This window comes from Paracoccus sanguinis, assembly GCF_900106665.1.
Lineage (GTDB): Bacteria > Pseudomonadota > Alphaproteobacteria > Rhodobacterales > Rhodobacteraceae > Paracoccus > Paracoccus panacisoli.
In genome coordinates this window covers 1-21,770 of sequence record NZ_FNNA01000006.1, presented here as the reverse complement: position 1 = coordinate 21,770, position 21,770 = coordinate 1, and the positions used below count along the sequence as shown (strand labels likewise).

24 protein-coding genes and 1 tRNA gene are annotated in these 21,770 nt (G+C 71.6%); 9 read left to right on the top strand and 16 right to left on the bottom strand.

Annotated features, from left to right (window positions below; translation table 11 throughout):
• Nucleotides 1-8 precede the first annotated feature (8 nt).
• The 6 genes from BLW17_RS14570 (at nt 9) to BLW17_RS14545 (ending at nt 6,214) form a co-directional block, all read left to right on the top strand.
• Nucleotides 9-1,205 (top strand): acyl-CoA dehydrogenase family protein, encoded by a 1,197-nt coding sequence (locus BLW17_RS14570; protein WP_036709346.1) that lies wholly within the window; start codon nt 9-11, stop codon nt 1,203-1,205.
• Nucleotides 1,206-1,217: 12 nt separating this feature from the next.
• Nucleotides 1,218-2,264 carry an acyl-CoA dehydrogenase family protein gene (locus BLW17_RS14565; RefSeq protein WP_052176482.1) on the top strand — a complete coding sequence of 349 codons (1,047 nt, stop codon included), beginning with the start codon at nt 1,218-1,220 and terminating at the stop codon, nt 2,262-2,264.
• Complete coding sequence (locus BLW17_RS14560; RefSeq protein WP_036703489.1) at nt 2,261-2,695, top strand: PaaI family thioesterase; 435 nt, start codon at nt 2,261-2,263, stop codon at nt 2,693-2,695. The genes BLW17_RS14565 and BLW17_RS14560 overlap by 4 nt, the downstream gene beginning before the upstream one ends.
• Entirely contained in the window at nt 2,692-4,182 is a 1,491-nt protein-coding gene (locus tag BLW17_RS14555) for a class I adenylate-forming enzyme family protein (RefSeq protein ID WP_036734586.1), read from the top strand. Before BLW17_RS14560 ends, BLW17_RS14555 begins: the two co-directional genes overlap by 4 nt.
• Before the next feature lie 156 nt (nt 4,183-4,338).
• Nucleotides 4,339-4,920, top strand: a complete 582-nt coding sequence (locus BLW17_RS14550) for a MerR family transcriptional regulator (RefSeq protein WP_036734585.1) — start codon at nt 4,339-4,341, stop codon at nt 4,918-4,920.
• The gene (locus tag BLW17_RS14545; protein WP_052176481.1) at nt 4,910-6,214 is read left to right on the top strand and encodes a vWA domain-containing protein; all 1,305 of its coding nucleotides are present in this window, start codon (nt 4,910-4,912) and stop codon (nt 6,212-6,214) included. The genes BLW17_RS14550 and BLW17_RS14545 overlap by 11 nt, the downstream gene beginning before the upstream one ends.
• Nucleotides 6,215-6,312: 98 nt before the next feature.
• Here the strand turns inward: BLW17_RS14545 and BLW17_RS14540 are convergent.
• Together BLW17_RS14540 and BLW17_RS14535 are read right to left on the bottom strand one after the other, a co-directional pair.
• Nucleotides 6,313-6,388: transfer RNA gene (locus BLW17_RS14540), tRNA-Ala, on the bottom strand.
• Between the two features lie 199 nt (nt 6,389-6,587).
• Nucleotides 6,588-6,908 carry a TIGR02300 family protein gene (locus BLW17_RS14535; protein ID WP_036703496.1) on the bottom strand — a complete coding sequence of 107 codons (321 nt, stop codon included), beginning with the start codon at nt 6,906-6,908 and terminating at the stop codon, nt 6,588-6,590.
• A 97-nt stretch (nt 6,909-7,005) separates the two neighbouring features.
• Between BLW17_RS14535 and BLW17_RS14530 the strand changes: the two genes are divergently transcribed.
• Both BLW17_RS14530 and BLW17_RS14525 read left to right on the top strand, forming a co-directional pair.
• The gene (locus BLW17_RS14530; protein ID WP_231572805.1) at nt 7,006-7,707 is read left to right on the top strand and encodes a M48 family metallopeptidase; all 702 of its coding nucleotides are present in this window, start codon (nt 7,006-7,008) and stop codon (nt 7,705-7,707) included.
• A gap of 33 nt (nt 7,708-7,740) precedes the next feature.
• Nucleotides 7,741-8,403: a GntR family transcriptional regulator gene (locus BLW17_RS14525; protein WP_036703497.1), complete on the top strand. Its 663-nt coding sequence runs from the start codon at nt 7,741-7,743 to the stop codon at nt 8,401-8,403.
• A 7-nt stretch (nt 8,404-8,410) separates the two neighbouring features.
• Here the strand turns inward: BLW17_RS14525 and BLW17_RS14520 are convergent, their stop codons facing one another.
• From BLW17_RS14520 to scpA, 6 genes are all read right to left on the bottom strand, one after another.
• Entirely contained in the window at nt 8,411-9,712 is a 1,302-nt protein-coding gene (locus tag BLW17_RS14520) for a homoserine dehydrogenase (protein ID WP_036703498.1), read from the bottom strand.
• Between the two features lie 115 nt (nt 9,713-9,827).
• Nucleotides 9,828-10,268: a methyltransferase family protein gene (locus BLW17_RS14515; protein WP_052176570.1), complete on the bottom strand. Its 441-nt coding sequence runs from the start codon at nt 10,266-10,268 to the stop codon at nt 9,828-9,830.
• Between the two features lie 16 nt (nt 10,269-10,284).
• Nucleotides 10,285-10,800 carry a hypothetical protein gene (locus tag BLW17_RS14510; protein WP_052176569.1) on the bottom strand — a complete coding sequence of 172 codons (516 nt, stop codon included), beginning with the start codon at nt 10,798-10,800 and terminating at the stop codon, nt 10,285-10,287.
• A complete protein-coding gene (locus BLW17_RS14505) occupies nt 10,788-11,606 on the bottom strand; it encodes a hypothetical protein (RefSeq protein ID WP_036735713.1) in 819 nt (272 codons plus the stop codon). The genes BLW17_RS14510 and BLW17_RS14505 overlap by 13 nt, the downstream gene beginning before the upstream one ends.
• 42 nt (nt 11,607-11,648) lie before the next feature.
• Nucleotides 11,649-12,584 (bottom strand): hypothetical protein, encoded by a 936-nt coding sequence (locus tag BLW17_RS14500; protein WP_139306040.1) that lies wholly within the window; start codon nt 12,582-12,584, stop codon nt 11,649-11,651.
• A complete protein-coding gene (scpA, locus tag BLW17_RS14495) occupies nt 12,581-14,716 on the bottom strand; it encodes a methylmalonyl-CoA mutase (protein WP_036735711.1) in 2,136 nt (711 codons plus the stop codon). The genes BLW17_RS14500 and scpA overlap by 4 nt, the downstream gene beginning before the upstream one ends.
• 153 nt (nt 14,717-14,869) lie before the next feature.
• On the opposite strand from scpA, the gene BLW17_RS14490 reads away from it, so the two are divergent.
• Nucleotides 14,870-15,361 carry a DUF4174 domain-containing protein gene (locus BLW17_RS14490; protein WP_052176567.1) on the top strand — a complete coding sequence of 164 codons (492 nt, stop codon included), beginning with the start codon at nt 14,870-14,872 and terminating at the stop codon, nt 15,359-15,361.
• Nucleotides 15,362-15,483: 122 nt separating this feature from the next.
• Here the strand turns inward: BLW17_RS14490 and BLW17_RS14485 are convergent, their stop codons facing one another.
• From BLW17_RS14485 to BLW17_RS14455, 8 genes are all read right to left on the bottom strand, one after another.
• Complete coding sequence (locus BLW17_RS14485) at nt 15,484-16,209, bottom strand: hypothetical protein (protein WP_036735709.1); 726 nt, start codon at nt 16,207-16,209, stop codon at nt 15,484-15,486.
• Nucleotides 16,210-16,222: 13 nt separating this feature from the next.
• Nucleotides 16,223-18,280, bottom strand: coding sequence for an acetyl-CoA carboxylase biotin carboxylase subunit (locus tag BLW17_RS14480; RefSeq protein WP_036735706.1), 2,058 nt, complete (start codon nt 18,278-18,280; stop codon nt 16,223-16,225).
• Between the two features lie 145 nt (nt 18,281-18,425).
• The gene (locus BLW17_RS14475) at nt 18,426-18,635 is read right to left on the bottom strand and encodes a YMGG-like glycine zipper-containing protein (RefSeq protein WP_036704463.1); all 210 of its coding nucleotides are present in this window, start codon (nt 18,633-18,635) and stop codon (nt 18,426-18,428) included.
• A 147-nt stretch (nt 18,636-18,782) separates the two neighbouring features.
• Nucleotides 18,783-19,025: a hypothetical protein gene (locus tag BLW17_RS14470; protein ID WP_036704462.1), complete on the bottom strand. Its 243-nt coding sequence runs from the start codon at nt 19,023-19,025 to the stop codon at nt 18,783-18,785.
• Nucleotides 19,026-19,215: 190 nt separating this feature from the next.
• Nucleotides 19,216-19,617 (bottom strand): hypothetical protein, encoded by a 402-nt coding sequence (locus BLW17_RS14465; protein ID WP_036710698.1) that lies wholly within the window; start codon nt 19,615-19,617, stop codon nt 19,216-19,218.
• Between the two features lie 78 nt (nt 19,618-19,695).
• Complete coding sequence (locus BLW17_RS18190; protein WP_168783715.1) at nt 19,696-19,845, bottom strand: hypothetical protein; 150 nt, start codon at nt 19,843-19,845, stop codon at nt 19,696-19,698.
• Nucleotides 19,846-20,059: 214 nt separating this feature from the next.
• Nucleotides 20,060-20,863 carry a DUF6497 family protein gene (locus tag BLW17_RS14460; protein WP_036737029.1) on the bottom strand — a complete coding sequence of 268 codons (804 nt, stop codon included), beginning with the start codon at nt 20,861-20,863 and terminating at the stop codon, nt 20,060-20,062.
• A 54-nt stretch (nt 20,864-20,917) separates the two neighbouring features.
• The coding region (locus BLW17_RS14455) for an acyl-CoA carboxylase subunit beta (RefSeq protein WP_280141342.1) at nt 20,918-21,770 on the bottom strand (853 nt) is incomplete at its 5' end.

The window sequence follows — 21,770 nt, the reverse complement described above, 5'->3', positions numbered from 1 at the left end:
AGACGCCCATGACCATGACGCTTGCGCCCGAGGACGAGGCGTTCCGCGCCGAGGTGCGGCAGTTCCTCAAGGACCGCCTGCCCGCGCATCTGGCCGACAAGGTGCGGCTGAACCGCGAGCTGACCAAGGCCGAGACCGAGCAGTGGCACGCAACCCTTCAGGAAAAGGGGTGGCTGGCCGGCAACTGGCCGACCCGCTTCGGCGGCGCCGGCTGGACCGCGATCCAGCGCCACATCTTCGAGGAGGAGAGCGCGCTCGCCCACGCCCCGCGGGTGCTGCCCTTCGGTATCGCCATGCTGGGGCCGGTGCTGCAGAAGTTCGGGTCCGAGGCGCAGCAGCAGCGGTTCCTGCCGCGCATCCTCGACGGCACCGACTGGTGGTGCCAGGGCTATTCCGAGCCGGGGGCGGGCTCCGACCTCGCCTCGGTTCGCACCACCGCGGTGCGGGACGGCGACCACTACATCGTCAACGGCCAGAAGACCTGGACCACGCTCGGCCAGCACGCCAACTGGATCTTCTGCCTCGTGCGGACCGACCCGGCCGCGAAGGCGCAGGAGGGGATCAGCTTCCTTCTGATCGACATGACCTCGCCCGGGATCACCGTGCGGCCCATCGTCCTTCTGGACGGCACCCCAGAGGTGAACGAGGTGTTCTTCGACGAGGTGCGCGTGCCGGTCGAGAACCTCGTCGGCGAAGAGAACAAGGGCTGGACCTACGCCAAGTACCTGCTGACGCATGAAAGGACGAACATCGCCGGCGTCGGCTTCGCCACGGCGAGCCTCGCCGCGCTCAAGCGGATCGCGCGGGCGCAGGTGGCCAACGGCCGCCCGCTCAGCGAGAACCCGCTGTTCGCCGCCCGCATCGCCGAGGTCGAGATCGAGCTGATGGCGATGGCCACCACCAACCTGCGGATGCTCGCGCAGGCGGCGGCAGGACAGGCACCGGGGGCGGAAAGCTCGATGCTGAAGCTCAAGGGCACCCAGATCCGGCAGGCGATCAACGACCTCGCCCGCCGCGCGGTGGGGCCGTGGGCACTGGCCTTCCCCTCCGAGGGGCTCGAGGGCGCCAACGACGAGACGCCCCCCGGCCCGCCCGAGGCGGCAGCGGCGGGGCGTGCCTATCTCAACAACCGCAAGCTGTCGATCTACGGCGGCTCGAACGAAATTCAGCGGGGGATCATCGCCAAGTCCCTGCTGGGGCTGTGACGGGGACGCATGATGGATTTCGACTTCACCGAAGAACAGCAGATGCTGGGCGAAAGCCTGGCCCGGACGCTCGAACGGGGCGGGGACACGGCGGCCGTCTATGAGCTCGGCGCCGGGGCGGCGCTGATGGACGAGGCCGCGGGCGGCTTTGGCGGCACGGGGCGCGACATCCTCGCGGTGTTCCGCACGCTGGGGCGCGCGGGCGCGGTGTCGCCGCTGCTCGACAGCGTGGTGCTGGGCGCAGGCGTGCTGGCCGCGGCCGGCGAGGGTGAGCTGGCCGAGGCTGCGGGCGCCGGGACCGCGCGCATCGCCGTGGCCCTGGGCGAGCCGGGGCAGCGCTACGACCACGGCACCGGCGCGACGCGGGCCGAGGCCGACCGGCTGAGCGGCGCCAAGTCGCTGGTCGCGGGGGCCGAGGACGCCACCCACCTGATAGTCAGCGCGACGGACGGGCTGTGGCTCGTCGCGGCCGAGGCGCCGGGGCTCTCGATGCGGGGCTATCCGCTGATGGACGGCGGGCGCGCGGCCGAGGTGACGCTGGACGGCGTGCCGGCCCGCCGGCTGGGGGATGCGTCGCTGCTGGACTGGCCGATGGCCGCCGCGATCCTCGCCACCTGCGCCGACGCGCTGGGCGGGATGGAGCGTGCGGTCGACCTGACCGCCGACTACCTGCGGACCCGCAAGCAGTTCGGCCGCCCGATCGGCAGCTTCCAGGCGATCCAGCACCGCATGGCCGACCTGCTGGTCGAGGTCGAGCAGGCGCGCTCGGCGACGTGGAACCTCGCCGCCCATCTCGACGCGCCCGACCGCGCGCGTCACGTCGCCGCCACCAAGTCGCTGGTCGGCCGGGTGGCGCGACGGGTGGCCGAAGAGATGATCCAGCTGCACGGCGGCATCGGCATGACCGAGGAATACGACGCCGCCCCCCTGGCGCGCCGCCTGATCGCCGCCGACGCGCGCTTCGGCGACAGCGACCACCATCTCGAGCGGTTCATCGCGCTGTCGGCCGCGGACGCCGCCCCGGACGCCGCCCCCGACGCCACCCCGGACGCCGCATGAGCCGGCTGATCCGCGACGAGACGGGGGCGCAGCGCCTGCTCGGCTATACGCTCGACGTGGGCGAGGGCGACGGGCGGGCGCGCTGCCGGCTGGTGGTGGATGACCGCCACCTGAACCGCTCGGGCGTGCTGCACGGCGGGATCGCGGCGATGCTGCTCGACAACGCCTGCGGCGCGACGGCGAGCCTGACGGTGGACGACACCGGCCGGGTGCCGTTCCTGACCCTCTCGCTCAACACCGACTTCGTCGCCGCCGGCCGCCCCGGCGGCGTCACCGCGACCGGCCGGATCGTCCGCCAGGGCGCGCGCATCGTCTTTGCCGCCGCCGAGCTGGTCGCCGACGACGGCACCCTGCTCGCCACCGCCTCGGGCGTCTTCACCCGCGCCAAGGCGCCCGCCCCGAGGCCTGAACGGACCGAGGAGATCCGATGACCCCGATCCACAGCGTCCTCGACACCCAGGCCGCCGCCCGCCCCGAGGCGACCGCCCTCGTCGATCACGACGGCCGCCGCATCTCGTTCGCCGACCTCGACGCCGCGGTGGCCGAGATGGCCGGGGCGCTCGCCGCCCGCGGGCTCGGCCCCGGCGACCGGCTGCTGATCCTGTCCGAGAACGCCGCAGCGATGATCGGGCTGGTGCTGGCCGCCTCGCGGTTCGGGGCGGTCGCGGTGCCGGTCAACGCCCGCATGACCGGGCCCGAGCTCGACCGCATCCGCGCCCACGCCGACCCGCGGCTGACGGTGTTCCTGACGAACGTCTCGCCCGCCGCGGCCGAGCACGCCGCCCGCCTCGGCGCCGAGGCGTGGCCGACGCCGCTCGGCGCGCTCGCGCTGGCCGCGACGCCCCCCGCCGATCCGGCCCCGCCCGAGACCCCGGACGTCGCCGTGATCCTCTACACCACCGGGACGACGGGCACGCCCAAGGGGGTGATGCTGACCCACGCGAACCTGATGTTCGGCGGCAATTCGTCGGCGCGGATGCGCGAGCTGGGGCCGCAGGACATCATCCTCGGCGTGCTGCCGATGACCCATGTGTTCGGCCTGACCTCGATGATGCTGGCCGGCCTGATCGCCGGGGCCGAGCTGCGGCTGGCGCCGCGGTTCTCGGCCGGTGACGTGCTCGACGCGTTGGCTGCCGGCGCCACGGTGCTGCCCGCGGTGCCGCAGATGCACGCGCTGATCATGGCCGAGGCGGCGGCCCGCGGCCTGACGCACGCTCCGGGCGGGCGGCTGCGCTACGTCTCGTCGGGGGCCGCGCCGCTCGACCCCGAGTGGAAGCGGCGGGCCGAGGCCTTCTACGGCGTCGCGCTGCAGAACGGCTACGGCATGACCGAGACGACCGCCGGGGTCACGCTGACCGTCAACCCGCCGGGCGTCCCGGACGTGAGCGTCGGCCCGCCGCTACCGGGGGTCGAGCTGCGGCTGCGCGATCCGGGCCCGGACGGGGTGGGCGAGATCCAGACCCGCGGCCCGCACGTCACCCCCGGCTACTTCCGCAACGCCGAGGCGACCGCCGCGCTTTTTGACGCCGACGGGTTCCTTTGCTCGGGCGACCTCGGGCGGATCGACGCGGCCGGCAACCTGCACATCGCCGGGCGCTCGCGCGAGCTGATCATCCGCGGCGGCTTCAACGTCTATCCCCCCGAGGTCGAGGCGGCGCTGAACGAGCACCCGGCCGTGGTCCAGTCGGCGGTGATCGGCCGCAGCCTGCCCGGCGGGAACGAGGAGGTGCTGGCCTTCTGCCAGCTCGCCGCCCCCGGCGCGGTGGGCGAGGCGGAGCTGTCGGCCTTCGTCGCCGCGCGGCTGTCGCCCTACAAGCGCCCCTCGCGGATCGTCTGCGCCGACAGCCTGCCGGCGGCGCCCACGGGGAAGATCCTCAAGACCCGTCTGATCGAGGTGTTCGCGGCTGCGCTCGCCTGAGCGCCTGAGCCTTGCCTGCGGCGGCGCGCGCTGGGTGCGCGCCTATGCCATGCACGGTGCGCCCGATGGCACCGGCCCGCCACGGGCCGATCTGCCATGCGCAGTCCAAAATTATACATCTTGACATGACAAGATGTATGATCTAATTCTGCCGTCATGGCAGACACCCCTGAAATCTCGCTGCAGGACATCTCGGACGCCGCGGGCGTCGAGATCCGGACCCTGCGCTCGTGGCTGGCGCAGGACCTGCTGCTGCCACCGCTCCGGCAGGGACGGGGGGCGGGCTACCCGCCCGAAAACCTGGCCCGCGCCCGTGCGATCCGCGCCATGCGCGAACTCGACCGGGCCAGCCTCACCGACATCCGCCGCCGGCTGTGGACCATGAGCGAGGCCGAGATCGAGGCGCAGGCCGCCCTGCTCACGCCCCAGCCCGGGCCGCTGAACTCTGCCGCGGCCTACCTGCGCTCGATCGCGGCCCCCTCCGCACCGCGCCCCTCGCCAGACGCCCCGAACCGGCTGGCCCGCGTCCCGGCCAACACCCGCGCGCAGCCGTCGTCCGAGGCGCTGCCCAACGCCCCGGGCCGGCGCACGCCGACCCGCACCGTCACCGTCTTCACCATCAACCCCGACGTCGAGCTGCACGTCTCGGGCGAGCTGCCGCCCGCCGTGCGGCTGCAGTTCGACCGCATCGCGGACCTCATCCGCAGCAGCCTCAAGGAGCCGCCGCATGACCAGTGATCTCACCATGACCGCCGCCCTGGACCGCCAGCTCGTCTGGGACCGGGGCGACTCGCGCCGCTACCTGCGGGTGCGAGTCACCGCGCCCCCCGCGGCCACCCCTGTCGCCCGCCCGCCGATGAACCTCGGGCTCGCCCTGGACACCAGCGGTTCGATGAGCGGCGGCCGCATCGACGCCGCCCGCCGGGCCGCGATCGGGGCGCTCGACGGCCTCGGGGCAGAGGACCGCCTGACCCTCGTGTCCTTCGCCAGCGACGCCACCGTGCGCCTCGCCGGGGTCGAGATGGACGAGGCCGGCCGGCGCGACGCCCGGCGCGTGATCGCAGCGATGGAGGCGGGGGGGAACACCAACCTCTCGGAAGGGTGGTTCCAGGCCGTGATCGCGGCGACCGAGTCGCCGTCGCGGACGGGGCAGGCGACGCGGATCGTCATCCTGTCCGACGGCCATGCGAACGCGGGCGTGGTCGGGGCAAGTGAGCTCGCCCGCCATGCGCAGGAACTGCTGGCCCGGGGCGTGACCACCTCGGCGCTGGGGATCGGCGACGGCTACGACGAGCAGCTGCTCGGCAGCATTGCCGAGGCCGGGGGCGGCCGCCTGCTCGACGCCGAGGAATGCGACGAGATCGAAACGGTGCTGGCGGCCGAGGTCGATGCCTCGGCGCAGACCGCGGCGGATGCGCTCGTGCTGACGCTCGACCTGCCCCCCGGGGTGATGGCCGAGGCGCTCGGCGCCACCACGGCGCGCCGCGCCCGCAACGGGGTCGAGATCCCGATGGGCGCGCTTTTGCGCGGCAAGCCGCGCGACGTGTTCATCGCCCTGACCCTCCCCCCGGGCCGGCCCGGCGAGCAGCTAAAGCTGGCGCTGACGCTGCACGGCCGCGATGCCGCGACCGGGGCGGCGATGGCGCCGCTGGCCGCCCACGCCCGCCTGACCTTCGCGGAGGCGCGCGAGAACACGGACCAGCCGCGCGACGCCGACCTTTCGCTCGGCGCGGCCGGGGCGTGGATGGGGCAGATTCTCCGGGTCATGGCGCAGCTGAACGCCCGCGAGCCCGCCGCCGCCCGTGAGTATGCCGAGACCCAGTCGCGGTATTTCCACCGCTACGTCGAGGGCCTCCCCGGTGGCGCCGAGCTGCTCGAACAGATGGCGCTGCTGCGCGCGCGGGCCACGCGCGAATGGGACGCGCGCCTGAGCAAGGAGATGCACTACCTCGCGCAGCGCAACTTCAACTCGGTCGAGGACTTCCGCGGCCCCGACAAGGAAAGCTGGGCCGAGCGGCTGCGCCGGAGCTGAGGGGGAGGCGTGGCGGTCCGTCTGGCCTACGCAGGAAGGGCCTGACGGGCCGCTTCGACGGTTACGGCCGCTCTAGAACCCAACGGATCAGGGAGAATTGGTGGAGCCAAGGGGAGTCGAACCCCTGACCTCTTGAATGCCATTCAAGCGCTCTACCAACTGAGCTATGGCCCCACCGGAGGTCCGGGCAGCAGCACCTGCCGCCCGCGTGGGGGGTCGTATAGGGGCAGGCGCGGAGCGCTGCAAGCGGAAAAAGAACGGCGCAGCCAAGTTTCTCGAACCCGCCGCCAAACGGCTGGCCCGAAACGAAAAAAGCCCCCGCACAGGGGGCTTTGCTCAGGGCCGGGTCGGGCGCCGATGCGGCGCCCTCGGCTCAGTCCTCTTCGGGCTCGGCCACGTCGGCGATGTCGTCCAGCGACACGTCGCCGTCATCGTCGTCGTCGTCCAGCAGATCGTCGTCCAGATCGCCCGCGTCGCTCGCGTCGTCCAGATCGTCGTCGATCACGTCATCGTCGCCGGCGTCGCGGCTGGCCGCCTTCTCGGCGATCATCGAGCGGGTGCGCGCGGTCGCCAGGCTCTCGACCGAGAAACTGTTGCCGCAGGCCGGGCAGGTCATGGGGTCGTTGCCAAGGTCATAGAATCGCGCGGCGCAGACGGGGCACAGACGCTTGGTGCCCCATTCCTCTTTGGGCATGGTGTTCTCTTTTCGCCAAAGGTCAGGTAAATCCGGCCTCCCCTGCCACAGCCCACAGGGGGTGTCAAAGGCTTTCGGGGGCGGGGGGAGAGGCGGCGTGGCCGGGATCATCGCGCTCGACGGGACCGAGGTCACGCTGCGCCGCACCGCGCGGGCGCGGCGGATGACGCTCAGGGTTGCGCGCCGGGACGGGTCGGTGACGCTGACCCTGCCGCCGGGCGTGCGCGAGGCCGAGGCGCTGGCCTTCCTCACCAGCCGCCGCGACTGGCTGCGCGGGGCGCTGGCGACGGTCGTGCCGCCGACGGTGGCCGCGTTCGGCGCCGCGCTGCCGGTCGAGGGGCGGGCGCTGGTCCTGACCCCCGCCGCGGTGCGGCGCCCCGTCGCCGAGGGCGCGGCGCTGCTGCTGCCCGCGGCGCGGCCGGCGGGGCCGGCGGCGGCGGGGTTCCTTAGGGCGCTGGCGCAGGCGCGGCTCGCCGCCGCGAGCGACCGCCATGCGGCGGCGCTGGGGCGGGGCTTCCGCGCGCTCGTGCTGCGCGACACGCGCTCGCGCTGGGGAAGCTGCACGGCCGATGGGCGGCTCATGTACAGCTGGCGTCTGGCGATGGCGCCGCCCGAGGTGCTCGACTACGTCGCCGCGCACGAGGTCGCGCATCTCGCCCACATGGATCACTCGCCGCGGTTCTGGGCGGCGGTCCGGGGCCTCTGCCCGGACTATGAGACCCACCGCTGCTGGCTGCGGCAGAACGGCGCGGGGCTGCATCGCTGGCAGTTTCGCGCCGGTCCCGCGGCGGGCGATTGACAGGCGCCGCGGCTGTGATCACAACCGACGATCATGGCCTCAGCCCCCGCCACGCCCAGCCTGCCCGCCGCGCATGAGCGCCTGTATCGCGCGCTCAGGACCCGGATCATGCTGGGCGAGCTGCCGCCCGGCAAGCCGCTGACGCTGCGCGGGATCGCCGCCGAAAGCCGGGTCAGCATGACCCCCGCGCGCGAGGCGGTGCGGCGGCTGGTCGCCGAAGGGGCGCTGTCGCTCTCGGCCTCGGGGCGGGTCGCGACGCCCGAGCTGTCGGTCGAGCGGATCGAGGAGCTGGCGGCGCTGCGCGCGCTGATCGAGCCGGAACTCGCCGCCCGCGCCCTGCCGCGGGCGCATTTTGCGCTGATCGACCGGCTGGCGGCGATCAACGCGGCCATCGGCGAGGCGGCGCAGGGGCACGACGCGGTGGGCTATATCCGCGCCAACCTCGACTTCCACCGCACGCTCTACCTGCGCGCGCAGGCCCCGGCCATGCTGGCGATGCTCGAGACGATCTGGCTGCAACTCGGCCCGACCATGCGGGCGGTCTATCAGAAGATGCGCCGCAACGAGGCGCCGCGGCACCACCGCATCATCCTCGCAGCGCTCAGGGCGGGGGACGAGCCGGGGCTGCGGCTCGCGGTCCGGACCGACGTCACGCAGGGGCTGCGCCACCTGCTGCCGGCGGTCGAGGGGCGCTGAGGCCCGCTCAGACCTCTTCGATGCGCAGCTCGACCGGATCGCCGGTGATGACGCCGGTCTTCGGCAGCACCTGCATGGCGTGATCGATGGCCTCGGGCGTGGTCTTGTGGGTGACGATCAGCACCGGCGCCTCGCCCGCGTGGTGGCCATACTGGCGCATCCGGTCGATCGAGATGCCCGCGTCTCCCAGCACGCTCGCCACCTTGGCCAGCGCCCCCGGCTTGTCGGCCAGCGTCAGGCGCAGGTAATAGGCCGCCGGGACCGCGGTGCGGGCCGGCTGGGGCGAGCCGAGCGTGGTGGCGGGCTGGCCGAACACCGGCATCCGCACGCCGCGGGCGATCTCGATGATGTCGGACATGACCGCGCTCGCGGTCGGCCCTTCGCCGGCACCGGCACCGCGCAGGACGATCTGGCCCACGGCGTCGCCCTCGATCACCACCATGTTGGTGCCGCCCTCGAGCTGGCCCAGCGGGCTGTCACAGGGCACGAGGCAGGGCGACATCCGCTGTTCGAGGCCCCGCCCGGTCATCTGCGCGACGCCCAGCAGCTTGATGCGATAGCCCATGTCGGCGGCGCGGTTGATGTCATCGATCGAGACCCGCTCGATCCCCTCGATCTCGACCCCGTCAAAGGCCACGCGGGTGCCGAAGGCCAGCGTGGCGAGGATGGCGAGCTTGTGGCTTGCGTCGATGCCGCCCACGTCGAGCGTCGGGTCGGCCTCGAGATAGCCGAGGCTGCGGGCCTCCTCGAACACCGTCTCGTAGGGCAGGCCGGCGGACTGCATCCGGGTCAGGATATAGTTGCAGGTGCCGTTCATCACCCCCATCACCCGGCGGATGCGGTTCCCGGCGAGGCTTTCGGTGATGGTCTTGATCACCGGGATGCCGCCCGCGACCGCGGCCTCGAAGCGGATCAGCCGGCCGTTCGCCTCGGCCCGCTCGGCCAGCGCCTGGCCGTGGACGGCGAGCAGCGCCTTGTTGGCCGTCACCACGTCCTTGCCGTTGTCGAGCGCCAGCTCGATCGTCTCCTTGGCGATCCCGTTCTCGCCGCCGACCAGTTCCACCACCACGTCCACGTCGTCGCGGGTGGCCAGCTCGGTCGCCTGATCGACCCAGGCATAGGCCGACAGGTCCGCGTCCCGGTTCTTCTGCCGGTCGCGGGCCGAGATCGCGGTGATGACGACCGGCCGCCCGGCGCGGGCCGACAGCAGGTCCGTGTGGGCCTGGATGATCTTGACGACGCCGATGCCGACGGTGCCGAGCCCGGCGATGCCAAGCCGCAGCGGGGCCGGGGGGGAGGTGTCGGACATGGCGTGCCTCTGCTTTCGGGTCGGGGCGGTGTTAGCCCGGCCGCGGGGGGGAAGGCAATCGGGCCGCGTGTCGCGGATCGGGGCGGGGGAGGCGGCCCACTGGAGGCGCGGCGGCTCAGAGCCAGCGCCGGGTGCGCGCCGCCCAGGCGGCGAAGGCGTCCGGGTCGCGGGCGGCCAGCCACGCCTCTTCGCGGCGGATGAAGCGGCGCGTGATGACGGCCGCGAACGCCGGCACCAGCACCAGCGCGGCGAGCGGCTGCCAGATGAGGCAGAGCCCGGCGAGGATGATCGCGTCGGCGAGGTAGATCGGGTTGCGCGAGCGGGCGTAGACCCCGTGGGTGACGAGCGCCGTGGGCGGGCGGCCCGGGTGCAGCGTCGCGCCGCGCCGGGTCATCGTCCAGGCGGCGGCGATCATCAGCCCAGCCCCCAGCGCGACCAGCCCCCAGCCGAGCGGGGCGAGCGCGGTGTACGGGGCGAGCCGCCCCAGCCCCCAGGCCGCGAGCGCGAAGAGCGCCAGCCACACCGGCGGCAGGTCGAGCGCCCGCAGTCCCCCCATCACCCGGCTTCTCCCATCAGTCCGACGCCCCGCTGCCCTCGTCCAGCCCCTCGATCAGCCGCCCCGCCCGCCGCGCGGCGTCGAGCGTCATGGCGCGGATCGCGGCGAGGTCGGCGGTGTCGATCGTGCCCTCGTAAAGCTCGCCCCTGGTGTTGGCGAAGACCGGCCGCCAGCCGCCCGCGGCCGGGCGCCAGACGGCGTGGCAGAGCAGGTTGCGCCAGTCCTTGATCTCCTCCATCTGCGCGATCAGGTCGCGCTGCGGCGCGGGGTGGGGGCCGCGTCCCAGCACCCGCTCCAGCCGCTCGATCAGCGTGCCGAGCGAATCGGCGGCGACGTGATCCATCCGGCGCAGCCAGTCGCGGAAGTCGCGCTCGCGGATACCGCCCGCCAGACGGTCGCGGTCGAGCGCGAAGATCGCGCGTTTCAGCATGTCCTCGAGATGGCCGAAGCTCGCCACCGTCCAGCCGAGTTCGGCCGCGAGGTCGGGCGGCAGCGGGTGCCAGACCGAGGGATCGCCGTCTATTCGCGCCACAGCCGCTCGACCCATCCGGTTGGCCTGATGTAGTGGCGCAGGTGCCGCGACAGCCCCTCGCGCCGGCGCCCGTCGAAGGCGGCGCGCAGGTGGTCGGCGGGGTCGCGGGGGGTGTCCTCCTCGCTCCACCGTCCGGCGATGGCGTCGGGGGGGTTGAGGCTGCCGGCGAAGATCACGATCCGCGCGCCCGCCGGGATGCGCGGTTCGCGCCAGTAGCGCGCCGGCATCCCCGGCACGCAGTCGCTGCGGAAATGCACGACCCAGCCCTTGGGCCAGAACCGCACCCCGCCCGGCGCGCGGCGGGTGACGAAGCGCTGCTCGAACCGGTACTCGTCGGCGATCCCCTGCGGATCGGCGGCGAAGATCCGCTGCAACGGGGCGAGGGTGCCGACCCGCATCCGGTAGACCGAGGTCTGGCCCAGCGTCTCGAACGGCTTGATCCGGGCGGGGTTGGTCGCCAGCACCGTGTCGCCCGGATCGCCGAAACGGAAGAAATCGTCGAGCGAGCCCACGATCACCACGTCGAGGTCGAGAAACAGCACCGTCCCGGTGATGTCGCCCAGATCTCCCCAGAGCCGCGACTTCGGCCATTTGCCGATGGTGTTGGTCGGCGCCTGATAGTCGAAATCGGGCAGGGGCCGCACCGCGATGTCGGGATGCAGCCCGGCGCCGTCATCGGTGAAGCAGATCAGCCGGAACGGCGGCGTGATGTTGCGCGCGATCATCGCCCGCAGGCGGTTGGGATATTCGGGGCCGAACTTGGTGCCCCACTTGATGCAGATGATCTGTTTGACGTCCGCGGTCATGGGCGGAGTGGTGGCATGGGGTGGGGGGAAGGGGCAAGCGGGCTAGGCCACGCCGTTCAACATCCAGCCCTCCCAGTGCACCGCATCGGGGCCGGGCTCATGCGTGATCACCTCGGGTCGTCCGAGCGCCTCGATCATGCCGAGCAGGCCGATCAGGGCGTCGAACTCGTCGCTGTTGGCCTTGGCGCTGCCTGCGCTCACCTCGAAGCCGGCGGTGATGCGCGCCGCCACCGGGTCGGGCAGCTCGACCCCGAGCCGGGCGCAGGATTCCATCACCTTGTCCGTGAGCCGGCGCAGAGACAGGGCATTGCCCTTGTCGACCATCTTCGTCCCGCAGATCGAGGCATAGGACAGCGCCGGATAGGTCTCGGCCAGCACCAGCCGGGTCGAGGCCAGATCGGCGAGCGTTCCGTGGAAGGGCCAGAGGCGCGCGCCTTCAGCGCAGAGCGGCTGCACCGTGGACTCGAGCCCGTGGATTGCGGCCTTGCCGACGGATTTCGGACCAAGCGTCCAGAAGAGGATCTCCCCGCCGCCCGCCTCGCACCCGCGGCGAAGGTCGGCGAGGGTGAGGCCGAGGCCGGTTTCCAGATGCGCTTTCTTCACCGTACCCTTCACGCCGCCGGTCTGGGGATAGAAGGGCCGGTGGATCGCGATCTGCCCGGCCTCTTGGCAGACGAGGCCCCAGTCGGCCCATGCGCCGCGGCCGATCCGGGCCAGCAGATCCTCGAACCCGTCGAGCCCCGTCAGCGCGCCGTAGCTGGCCGGCACCCCGATGGGAAAGTCGAACCCGGCCAGCACCCGGCCCGTGGCGCTCAGCGCCGGCAACCGCACCGCGAGGTCGCCGGCCGGCTCGAGCAGCACGACCCGCCAGCCGTCACCCGCGCGGGCCGCCACCGCCGACCAGCGCGCGGCGGGCAGGGCGCCCCAGTCCGAGTGGACGAGTATGTCGAAGCCTGCGCCCACGGCGGCGCCCCTCACGCCGCCCGTTTGGCGCGCACGATCTCCATGATCTCGCGCGCCGCGGCGGGGATGTTGGTGCCGGGGCCGAAGATCGCGGCCACGCCGGCGTCGCGCAGGAAGGCGTAGTCCTGCTGCGGGATCACGCCGCCGCAGATCACGATGATGTCCTCGGCCCCCTGCGCCTTCAGCGCCGCGATCAGCTTGGGGGCGAGCGTCTTGTGACCGGCCGCCTGCGACGAGATGCCGACGATGTGGACGTCGTTGTCGATGGCGTCCTGCGCGGCTTCCTCGGGGGTCTGGAACAGCGGGCCCACGTCGACGTCGAAGCCGATGTCGGCGAAGGCGGTGGCGATGACCTTGGCGCCGCGGTCGTGGCCGTCCTGGCCCATCTTGACGACCATCATGCGGGGCCGACGGCCCTCGGCCTCGGCGAAGGCCTCAACGTCCTTCTGGATGTGGGCGAAGCCTTCGTCGCCCTCGTAGGCCGCGCCATAGACCCCTGCCAATGTCTTCACCTCCGCGCGGTGGCGACCGAAGACCTGCTCCATCGCCATGCTGATCTCTCCCACGCTGGCCCGCGCGCGGGCCGCCTCGACCGCGGCTTCCAGCAGGTTGCCGCCCTCGCGGGCGCGCCGCTCGACCTCGGCCAGCGCCGCGTCGCAGGCGGCCTGGTCGCGGGTGGCGCGGATGGTCTCGAGCCGGGCGATCTGCGACGCCCGCACCTTCATGTTGTCGATGTCGAGGATGTCGATCGGGTCTTCCTTGTCCTTGCGGTACTTGTTGACCCCCACGATCACCTCGTCGCCGCGGTCGATCATCGCCTGGCGGCGGGCTGCGGTCTCCTCGATCCGCAGCTTGGGCTGGCCGGTGGCGACGGCCTTGGTCATGCCGCCCATCGCCTCGACCTCCTCGATGATCGCCCAGGCCTTGTCGGCGAGTTCGGCGGTCAGCGATTCGATGTAGTAGGACCCGGCCAGCGGATCGACGACATGGGTGATCCCGGTTTCCTCTTGCAGGATCAGCTGGGTGTTGCGGGCGATCCGGGCCGAGAAGTCGGTGGGCAGCGCAATCGCCTCGTCCAGCGCGTTGGTGTGCAGCGACTGGGTGCCGCCGAGCGCCGCGCTCATCGCCTCGTAGGCCGTGCGGATCACGTTGTTGTACGGGTCGAGCTCGGTCAGGCTGACGCCCGAGGTCTGGCAGTGGGTGCGCAGCATCAGGCTCGACTGCTTCTTGGCGCCGAACTCGGTCATGATGCGGTGCCACAGCAGGCGCGCGGCGCGCAGCTTGGCGATCTCCATGAAGAAGTTCATGCCGATGGCGAAGAAGAACGACAGCCGACCCGCAAAGGCGTCCACGTCCATGCCCGCGGCAATCGCGGCGCGGACGTATTCGCGGCCGTCGGCCAGCGTGTAGGCCAGCTCCTGCACGAGGTTCGCCCCGGCCTCCTGCATGTGGTAGCCCGAGATCGAGATCGAGTTGAACTTGGGCATCTCGGCCGCGGTGTAGCCGATGATGTCGGCGATGATCCGCATCGAGGGCTCGGGCGGGTAGATGTAGGTGTTGCGGACCATGAACTCCTTGAGGATGTCGTTCTGGATGGTCCCCGACAGCACCGCGCGGCTGTGGCCCTGTTCCTCGCCCGCGACGATGAAGTTGGCGAGGATCGGGATCACCGCGCCGTTCATGGTCATCGAGACCGACACCTTGTCGAGCGGGATGCCGTCGAACAGGATCTTCATGTCCTCGACGCTGTCGATGGCGACGCCGGCCTTGCCCACGTCGCCCTCGACCCGCGGGTGGTCGCTGTCATAGCCGCGGTGGGTGGCGAGGTCGAAGGCGACCGAGACGCCCTGCTGCCCGGCGGCAAGGTTGCGGCGGTAGAAGGCGTTCGATTCCTCGGCGGTGGAAAAGCCCGCGTACTGCCGGATCGTCCACGGCCGGCCGGCATACATCGTCGCCCGCGGCCCGCGGGTGAACGGCTCCATCCCCGGCAGGCTGCCCATGTGCGGCAGGTCCGCGGTGTCGGCCTCGGTATAGAGCGGTTTGACGGTGATGCCTTCCAGCGTCTCCCAGTTCAGGCTGTCGGGATCGGCGCCCTTCAGTTCCTTGCTGGCCAGCGCGCGCCACTGGTCGAGATTGGCTTGGGTCATGGCTCGGTCCTTTCCGTTGCGAACGCGGTCGCTATATTCCGGGGTATGATACGGGATTTTCTGGGGCGCGGCAGGGTCGCGCGGAGTGTCGCAGCGGCCGGTCCGGCGCTGCTGGCCTGTGGGGTGGCGGTGTGCGGCGCGGGTGCCTGGGCCATGGGCGCCCCCACGCCCCCGCCCGCGCCGGTGCAGGTCGAGCGGGCGCCGCCAGCGCGGCCGGCGCATGACGCGCCGCTCGGGACGGCCGAGCCGCGCCGGGTGCCGCTGCCCGACCGCACGGTCGAGCTGGAATACCTGCTCGCCCGCGACATCACGCCCGAAGAGCTGCTGTTCCGCCGCCGGGTGGTGGTCGTCTTCGCCGACACCCCCGCCGACCCGGCCTTCACCGCGCAGATGGTGGCGCTGGAGACGCAGGCCGGCCCGCTGATCGAGCGCGACGTGGTGGTCGTCGCCGACAGCGACCCCGCCGATGCGACGGTGTGGCGCCAGCGGCTGAAGCCGAACGGCTTCTCGCTGTTGGTGATCGACAAGGACGGGCAGGTGAAGCAGCGCAAGCCCAGCCCCTGGGACGTGCGCGAGATCGTCCGCGCCATCGACAAGTTCCCGCTGCGCCGGCAAGAGATCGGGCGCATGGGCGTGATGCCGTAGGCGCAGCCGCAGCCGCGCCGCGCCCGAGGCGGATTGAAAATCGCGCCCCGGCAGGTTATATCTGCGGCAGGACCACCAAGGGAGGCTCGCGATGGACACCACATCCTACAATCCCCCGCCCATCACCGGCCGGACCGGCCCGATGCCGGGCTACGCGCGTCGCTGACAGCCTCAGTGGCGCCATGCGCCGCGACCCATGCTTGCAGCCCGGCTTTCGTCTCGACGAGCCGGGCTTTTTCACGCGCCGCGACCAGCTCGGCCACGGCGGCGTTGCCGCCGGTCAGGTGGGTGTGCAGGAACAGCTTGGCGGCGCTGCCGAGGTCGATCGCCTCGACCTTCATCTCGATGTAGTGGCGATACATCCGCGCCGCCCGCTCAGGGCCCACGCGCGCAAGGTCGAGCGCCCGCAGGTCGGCGATCATCGCGCCGATCACCGACAGCTGGTTGTAGTAGCGCACCACCGGATCGACCACGGCGAAGGGCAGCACGTGGATCTCGTCCACGATGGCGGCAAAGACGCGGTCGTTGTTCTCGGTCGGGATCACCGGAAAGAACCCCGGCTGGCTCACGATCTGGGCCTCAACCTCGGCCCCGTAGACCTCGAGCCGCTGGGATTCGAGCGTGTCGGTATAGACCCGGATCTCGGCATAGAGCGCGCCCTGCACGTCGCGCACCCGCTCGGCCCGCTGGGCGCGGTCGCGCCTCAGCGTCAGCGCATGGGTGAACACCCACCCCAGCGCCAGGAAACCGCCGGCGATCATCGCCGCCAGCGGCTGGGGCGCCAGAAGGGTGGCGCCGAGGCTCATGCCGCCGGGCGCGGCGCCGTCGGACGCCAGTGCAGGCTCCATGGCGCGCAGGCGCTCATTCGAACTCCATGATCACGTCATCGACCTTGAGGCTCTCGCCCGGCGCGGCGTTGACCGATTTCACCGTGCCGCGGCGCTCGGCGCGCAGGATGTTCTCCATCTTCATCGCCTCGACGGTGGCCAGCGCCTGACCCTCCTGCACCTCGTCGCCCTCGGCCACGTTGATCTTCACCACCAGCCCCGGCATCGGGCAGAGCAGGAACTTCGACGTGTCGGGCGGCAGCTTCTCGGGCATCAGCCGGGCGAGCTCGGCGGTGCGGGGACGGCGCACGTGGGTCTTGAGGTTGGCGCCTCGCGTCCTGAGCCGCAGCCCGGCCGGGATGCGGTCCACCTTGAGCGCCAGCGGCGCGCCGTCGACCTGGATGCGCGCCAGCGACTGCCCGGGCAGCCAGTCGCTTTCCACCCGCAGGTCGCGCCCGTTGACGCGCACGGTCGAGCCGGCCTTGTCCGCCGTCACCCGCACCGGGAACTCGCGCCCGTCGAGCGTCACCACCCAGTTCTCGCCCACGTGGCGTTCGTGGTTGTCGAGCCGCCCGGTGATCCGGGTGCGCCGGATCTCGGCGACGCGGTGCATCGCGGCAGCGGCGGCCGCCACCCGCTCGAGCTCGGGCTCGGAAAGCGTCGCGCCCTGGAACCCCTCAGGGTATTCCTCGGCGATGAAGGCCGTCGAGATGTCGCCCGAGACGAAGCGCGGGTGGTCCATCACGGCGCTGAGGAAGGGCAGGTTGTGGCCGATCCCCTCAACCTCGAACCCGTCGAGCGCGGTGCGCATCGCCTCGATGGCCTGCGCGCGATCGGGCGCCCAGGTGCAGAGCTTGGCGATCATCGGGTCGTAGAACACCGAGATCTCGCCACCCTCGTAGACGCCGGTGTCGTTGCGGACCCCGGTGGCGGCGGCGGGCGGTTCGTCGCCGGGCTGGGCGGGCACCCACTTGTCCGCCGCCTGCAGCGGCCCGGCCGCGGTCTCGACCGGCGGGCGGTAACGGGTCAGACGGCCGATCGAGGGCAGGAAGTTGCGATAGGGGTCCTCGGCATAGAGCCGGCTCTCGATCGCCCAGCCGGTGATGGTCAGATCGTCTTGGGTGAAGGGCAGCGTCTCGCCCGCCGCGACGCGGATCATCTGTTCGACCAGATCGACCCCGGTGATGAGCTCGGTCACCGGATGCTCGACCTGCAAACGGGTATTCATTTCAAGGAAGTAGAAGTTCTTGTTCGCGTCGACGATGAACTCGACCGTGCCGGCCGAGGCATAACCCACGGCCTTGGCCAGCGCGCAGGCCTGCTCGCCCATCGCCTTGCGGGTGGCGGCGTCGAGGAAGGGCGAGGGCGCCTCTTCGATGACCTTCTGGTTGCGGCGCTGGATCGAGCATTCGCGCTCGTGCAGGTAGACGCAGTTGCCGTGGGTGTCGGCCAGCACCTGGATCTCGATGTGGCGCGGCTGGGTGACGAACTTCTCGATGAAGATGCGGTCGTCGCCGAAGCTGTTCGCGGCCTCGTTGCGCGAGGACTCGAAGCCTTCGCGCGCCTCCTGGTCGTTCCAGGCGATCCGCATCCCCTTGCCGCCGCCGCCGGCCGAAGCCTTGATCATCACCGGATAGCCGATCTCGGTCGAGATTCGCACCGCCTCGTCGGCGTCCGCGATCAGCCCCATGTAGCCCGGTACGGTCGAGACGCCGGCCTCCTGCGCGATCTTCTTCGAGGTGATCTTGTCGCCCATCGCCTCGATTGCGCCCGACGGCGGGCCGATGAAGACCACACCCTCTTTCTCAAGAGCCTCGGCGAACTTCATGTTTTCGCTGAGGAAACCGTATCCCGGATGGACGGCTTCGGCGCCCGTCTGGCGGATCGCGTCCATGATCTTGTCGATCACGATGTAGGACTGGTTGGCCGGCGAGGGGCCGATGTGGACCGCCTCGTCCGCCATCCGCACGTGCAGCGCATTGCGGTCCGCGTCGGAATAGACGGCGACGGTGGCGATCCCCATCTTGCGCGCGGTCTTGATGACGCGGCAGGCGATTTCCCCGCGGTTGGCGATCAGGATCTTCTTGAACATCTAGGCCCCACGATGGCGCGAGAACGAACGAAAGACGCCGCCCCGGTCGCTGGGACCGGGACGGCGTGGCAGGGCGCGGACGGCATCCGACGCGCAGGTCAGGTCGGCCGCGCCGCTGCAAAGGCAGCCGGCGCGCGGGCCGGTGTTATTGGCAGAGCCGCACGTCGTCGCAGAGCGCGCCGCCGACAGCGCCGATCGCGGCGCCCTTGGCGACGGATTTGCCCGAGATGTCGGCGATGACCGCACCGGTGCCGGCGCCGATGAGGGCGCGGTCCATGTCGGTCGGCTGGATGTTCTGGGTGCAGCCGGCCAGCAGGGCGGCCGAGATGCCGGCGAGAAGAAGGGTCTTGGACATGAGATGTCTTTCTGTTCGAGGCCGGGTCCGCGGAACGCATCCCAGATGGAACCGGCAGGTTGGATCAGGTGAACCCCCGCGTCGGCCCGGCAGGACCGGGACCGGGCGCGAGGGTCAGGGCCGAGGCCGCGGCGGGCTTCGTCCCGATTACTGGACGCACACGCCGGCGTCGTCGCACAGCGCACCGGCGGCACCGCCGATGAGCGCACCGGTCGCGACGTTGCCGTCGACGGCCTTGGCGACGACGGCCCCGGCGAGGGCGCCGCCCGCCGCGCGCTGCACGTCAGGCGCGAGGCCGGTGTTGTAGCCATAGCCGCCCTGCTGGGCGCAGGCCGAGAGAGCCACCGACACGACGACGACGCCCGCAAGGCGGAAGAGAGACTTCTGCATGATGATCTGCCTGTCTGCTGGGCCCGTTGGCGGGCCGGTTTGATGTTCCGGCACACTATGTCACGGGCGCAACCGGCGTCAAACTGACAACCCGGTGAAGCCACCGCGAGCAGCGGGAAGCCGCACATCCCGCCCGCGCGGGTCGGGTGAGCGGGCATCGGGCAGGCGGGGGCGCGGGGCGGGACGACGGTCATGCATCGTCCTCGTCGTCGAAATCGTCGTCGTCCCAGCCGAAGTCGGGGGGCGTGTCGGGGGCGAAGAGCTCGGGGAAGCTTGCCTCGGCCTTCTTCAGGTCGACGCGGAGGAGCTGCTCGTAGCTGGTCGGGTCGAGCTTGCCGACCGCGACGACCTCACGCCCCAGCAGCCAGGACAGCCGGCCCGCGTCGAGGTTGCCGCGCTCGAACGGCTCGTCGCCGAAATGTTCGATGAGGGCGGCGAGGAAGGCCGTGTCGGCGCGCCGGTCGAGCGGCGAGCGGTCACGGAAGCGTTCGCGCGCGATCAGCTTGGTCGCGCCCTTGTTGTTGGCGCGGCGGATGACGAACTGCAGGTCCGACGACGGCAGCCGGCCGGGAAAGCCGCGGTGTTTCAGCATGGCGCGCCCTCGCCGAGGGGGCGCAGCGGCGCCGGGGTGTGGGGGTGGCGCGGACCCGATGGCCCGCGCCGGACGGCCTCAGTTGCGGCCGTACTTGCCCTGGAACACGGGCTCGGGGGTGACGGCGGTCGGCTGGACGACCGTGGTGGTCGTGGGCTGCGGCTGGCAGGCGGCCAGGACGCTGGTGGCTGCGGTGGCTGCCAGCAGAAGGACGAGTTTCTTGGACATGGACTGCTCCTGTGATGCGGGGCTTGGGTGCCCCGGCTGTTGCCTGTCGTGACCGCGACCTGCGGCCGACGCGGCATGCTAACCGCGCCCGCGCGTCGCCGACAGCGGGGCCACGCCGCGCGGGGCGCGGGCTGTGGCAGGCTTGCATCATCGTCGATCCGGCCGACCACGCGGTTGGGGCAGCGGCGGGGGCAGGGGGCAGGGGACGGGCGCATCACATCGGCTCCCACACGCAGGCCTCGCGGTCGCGGGGGACGCTGAACCCCTCGAACAGCTGGACGATGGCGGGGTCGAAGCTGCCGAAGGGGCTCGGGGCCGAGGCCATCGAGATCACGATCTGCGTCGGCCGCGGGTTCATCGCCTTGAGCCGCGGCAGGGCGTAGTTCTCGCACAGGAACTGGATGTCGCGGTGCACCGGGTCTTGCATCAGAAGGTCCGGTGCGGCCGGCAACACCGGACCGTCCATCGCCCCCGGCTCGCCCGCGACGGCGGCCAGATCGCCGCCCGCCTCGTCCGCCGCCCCGTCGCCGCCCGGCAGGGCCGCGTCGGGGGCCGCGAGCTCCGACGGCAGCGGCGCGTCGATCTCGCCCCCGTCGCCCGGCAGGACAGGGGTGATCGAGATGCCGCTGGACCCCGCGCCGCCCCACGCCGGATCGCCGGCGCCGGCGCCGTGGCCCTGGTCGGGGACCGCCTCGATCACCAGATCCCCCAGTGCCGCGTCAAGCTCGGCCTGCTCGGCCGGGCTCAGCGGGCGCGTGTCCTGCATCCCCTCGACCATGTCGGCCGGCAGATGGTCGGCGAGGTCGGCCGGATCGACCGCCGGCACCACGTCCTCGAGCGCCGGCATGACGAAGCGGAACCGCGCCACGAGGCCCATGCCCGGCACCCGGTCGGTGATCTCTTCCTGCAGCCAGACCTCGGCGCCCGACGGCACCTCGACGCGCTCATGCGCGGCGTCGGCGGGGGCGCCGACCGCCACGGGGGCGGCCGCCTGGGCAAGAAACAGCGTCACGGTCATCGGGATCAGGGCGCGCAGGGAAGCCTCGGGTGAGAGCGGTCGGGGCGGGTCAGGTCACAGCGGGATGTTGTCGTGCTTCTTCCACGGGTTGGTCAGCTGCTTGTTGCGCAGGCTGGCAAAGGCGCGGGCCACCCGGCGGCGGGTCGAGCGCGGCTGGATCACCTCGTCGATGAAGCCCTTCTCGGCCGCCACGAAGGGGTTGGCGAAGCGGTCCTCATAGTCCTTGGTCCGCTCGGCGATCCGGTCCTTGTCGCCCAGCTCGCTGCGATAGAGGATCTCGACCGCGCCCTTGGCCCCCATCACCGCGATCTCGGCGGTGGGCCAGGCATAGTTGAAATCGCCGCGCAGGTGCTTCGAGGCCATGACGTCATAGGCCCCTCCATAGGCCTTGCGGGTGATCACCGTGACCTTCGGCACGGTCGCCTCGCCATAGGCGAACAGCAGTTTCGCGCCGTGCTTGATGACCCCGCCGTATTCCTGCGCCGTGCCGGGCAGGAAGCCGGGGACGTCCACCAGCGTCAGGATCGGGATGTTGAAGGCATCGCAGAACCGCACGAAGCGTGCCGCCTTGCGGCTCGAGTCGATGTCGAGGACGCCCGCCAGCACCATCGGCTGGTTGGCGACGACGCCGACCGTCTGCCCCTCGATCCGCACGAAGCCGATGATGATGTTGCCGGCGAAATCCTTCTGGATCTCGTAGAAATCGCCCTCGTCGGCGATCTTCGCGATCAGCTCCTTCATGTCGTAGGGCTGGTTCGGGTTGTCGGGGATCAGCGTGTCGAGCGACGCCTCGATCCGCGCCGGGTCGTCGAAGAAGGGCCGGGTCGGGGCCTTGTCGCGGTTCGACAGCGGCAGGAAGTCGAAGAGCCGGCGGATCTCGGTCAGCGCCTCGACGTCGTTGTCGAAG

Coding starts and splice junctions, on each gene's coding strand:
- BLW17_RS14570 (WP_036709346.1), top strand. CDS start 9: ATGACCATGACGCTTGCGCCCGAGGACGAGGCGTTCCGCGCCGAGGTG.
- BLW17_RS14565 (WP_052176482.1), top strand. CDS start 1,218: ATGGATTTCGACTTCACCGAAGAACAGCAGATGCTGGGCGAAAGCCTG.
- BLW17_RS14560 (WP_036703489.1), top strand. CDS start 2,261: ATGAGCCGGCTGATCCGCGACGAGACGGGGGCGCAGCGCCTGCTCGGC.
- BLW17_RS14555 (WP_036734586.1), top strand. CDS start 2,692: ATGACCCCGATCCACAGCGTCCTCGACACCCAGGCCGCCGCCCGCCCC.
- BLW17_RS14550 (WP_036734585.1), top strand. CDS start 4,339: ATGGCAGACACCCCTGAAATCTCGCTGCAGGACATCTCGGACGCCGCG.
- BLW17_RS14545 (WP_052176481.1), top strand. CDS start 4,910: ATGACCAGTGATCTCACCATGACCGCCGCCCTGGACCGCCAGCTCGTC.
- BLW17_RS14535 (WP_036703496.1), bottom strand. CDS start 6,908: ATGCCCAAAGAGGAATGGGGCACCAAGCGTCTGTGCCCCGTCTGCGCC.
- BLW17_RS14525 (WP_036703497.1), top strand. CDS start 7,741: ATGGCCTCAGCCCCCGCCACGCCCAGCCTGCCCGCCGCGCATGAGCGC.
- BLW17_RS14520 (WP_036703498.1), bottom strand. CDS start 9,712: ATGTCCGACACCTCCCCCCCGGCCCCGCTGCGGCTTGGCATCGCCGGG.
- BLW17_RS14515 (WP_052176570.1), bottom strand. CDS start 10,268: ATGGGGGGACTGCGGGCGCTCGACCTGCCGCCGGTGTGGCTGGCGCTC.
- BLW17_RS14505 (WP_036735713.1), bottom strand. CDS start 11,606: ATGACCGCGGACGTCAAACAGATCATCTGCATCAAGTGGGGCACCAAG.
- scpA (WP_036735711.1), bottom strand. CDS start 14,716: ATGACCCAAGCCAATCTCGACCAGTGGCGCGCGCTGGCCAGCAAGGAA.
- BLW17_RS14490 (WP_052176567.1), top strand. CDS start 14,870: ATGGGCGCCCCCACGCCCCCGCCCGCGCCGGTGCAGGTCGAGCGGGCG.
- BLW17_RS14485 (WP_036735709.1), bottom strand. CDS start 16,209: ATGGAGCCTGCACTGGCGTCCGACGGCGCCGCGCCCGGCGGCATGAGC.
- BLW17_RS14480 (WP_036735706.1), bottom strand. CDS start 18,280: ATGTTCAAGAAGATCCTGATCGCCAACCGCGGGGAAATCGCCTGCCGC.
- BLW17_RS14475 (WP_036704463.1), bottom strand. CDS start 18,635: ATGTCCAAGACCCTTCTTCTCGCCGGCATCTCGGCCGCCCTGCTGGCC.
- BLW17_RS14470 (WP_036704462.1), bottom strand. CDS start 19,025: ATGCAGAAGTCTCTCTTCCGCCTTGCGGGCGTCGTCGTCGTGTCGGTG.
- BLW17_RS14465 (WP_036710698.1), bottom strand. CDS start 19,617: ATGCTGAAACACCGCGGCTTTCCCGGCCGGCTGCCGTCGTCGGACCTG.
- BLW17_RS18190 (WP_168783715.1), bottom strand. CDS start 19,845: ATGTCCAAGAAACTCGTCCTTCTGCTGGCAGCCACCGCAGCCACCAGC.
- BLW17_RS14460 (WP_036737029.1), bottom strand. CDS start 20,863: ATGACCGTGACGCTGTTTCTTGCCCAGGCGGCCGCCCCCGTGGCGGTC.